The organism is Bartonella sp. MU70NMGDW (assembly GCF_042194085.1).
GTDB lineage: Bacteria > Pseudomonadota > Alphaproteobacteria > Rhizobiales > Rhizobiaceae > Bartonella > Bartonella grahamii.
This window is the reverse complement of record NZ_JBHIMK010000248.1, coordinates 1-1723: the sequence shown is the minus strand read 5'-3', so window position 1 is coordinate 1723 and position 1723 is coordinate 1. Positions and strand designations below refer to the sequence as shown.

1 pseudogene is annotated in these 1723 nt (G+C 35.7%); it reads right to left on the bottom strand.

The annotated features are described in order from the left end of the window. Positions 1-114: 114 nt before the first annotated feature. Positions 115-683: pseudogene (locus ACFIKE_RS10135) on the bottom strand (DEAD/DEAH box helicase family protein); the annotation flags it as partial. Between the last annotated feature and the right edge of the window lie 1040 nt (positions 684-1723).

Here is a 1723-nt window from a genome sequence, read left to right as displayed (position 1 = left end):
TAGAGTGCAAAAAATAGCGCTTAACCTAGATTCCTCTCAAAAATTCTCTGATGCCTCTCAAAGTAACTTGAAAAAAAGCTCTTGTTCATCCGTAGCTGGTAGTAGAAGTTATGTATCCATTGCAGTAGAATCTTGGTTTTTATCAGGTTTGCTAACTTGTGTATCGGAACAGACAGAAAAAAAACGTAAGGGTGGTTCTGTATCTGCTGTCATTCTCTTATCGTTTGGGATATTAAAAAGAGAGAGTACAAAAAATAAAATACGCTTGCCTTTCCCAGCAAGAGTTTCTGCTATCTTTAAGACTAGTAAGGTCTTTCTCGTCCTACACGCCATAATCAATTCGCAACAGTCTGCTTCTTTTAGAACTCCTCACAGAACAAGCTTTAAGCGCTTCTTGTTGATGATCTAAAAGCTTTTTCGGTTTTTTTTCTTAAGCGTAGCTTCTCCTTTTTCTTCAAAAGGACTCAAATCTATTTGACTGTTTTCTCAATCAAACAGATTAATCCTTTGAATCTGGATTTCTTGGACTGCAAAAATATGAGAAGCGTTATCACTCCACTCTGTTTCGAGTGCTATCGATAAGAATATGACAGGTGAGGATTTTTTTCCCACTGACTACTATAAAAACTATCAATATCTTCTTTCTTGATCTGATGATTTGTATTATAAAACTTACAATGCACCATCACTCATATTATATTTGTCCGTCTATATCACATCCAAGTTGCATCCTTGCCAAGCAGCGTTGCTATATGAGGAAAAGTCTTATTGCTATCATCTCGTCCCTCACGAGAGAACTTATTAAAATAAACCTTCATTCTAGATGCTTAAAAATAAGCTAAAAAACATGTTGTTGGAGTTTGAAATTTGAAAACTGAGCTTTGCCTCTCTAAAATGCAAACTTCCCAATCCTTTTCTGAAACTAATCGTTCACGATCTTATTCCAGAAGACCCAAAAAATCCTACAAACAGAACCAAAAATAATCAAAGTCCTCTCCAAAATTTTCAGATATCCTCGTCTTTCAGAAAAAAAACTGTCTTATATCTGCAATTTGGCTTGAGAAAAAACGGAACATCTCCACTCATACATAAAAAATGGCGAGAAGGTGAAAAAAACGCTTCCAACTTACCTCTATCTTAATATCATAAAAAAGCTACAAAACTTGCTTCCAATGAAAAACGCAAGCCAAACTCTTCGTCATGGCACACAATCTTTTTAAAGGGGCAGAAACCTTCAAGAAAAATCAACATAAAGGGCCTGCTACTGTAGTCCAATCTTGCCTATTTTTTAATTGCTAACAATACCTAGGGGCTGCTTTCTTATAGAATTAAAAGCATCTGGAGAAGGTGAAAAAGCTTCCAGAAAATGATTTAAGAAAATTTGCTCTTGCTCTTAGCTCGAAATATAAAATGTTATGATAGGCTTTTGATGAAAATGATGTTGTTTTGGGATAAAAAAGACAAACATGCGTGGAGTGGAGGCTTTGCTAGCCTTTTGTCTTAAAAGACAAAACCTAAAATGCCTATGATCGTAACGATACCCCGATTATTTGCAAAGAGTGTTTTGTAGAGGGTAAAGCATTATGTTGGTAGCAAAAAGCCTGTAAAGAGAAAATGGTTATGGCATGTAAGAATAGTGCTCTTTATTTATTATGGCTGATCCATGAGCTCTAAGATATAAATTGAGAGGGAATGGGCGGCATTAAAAGTTAAACGCGCATGG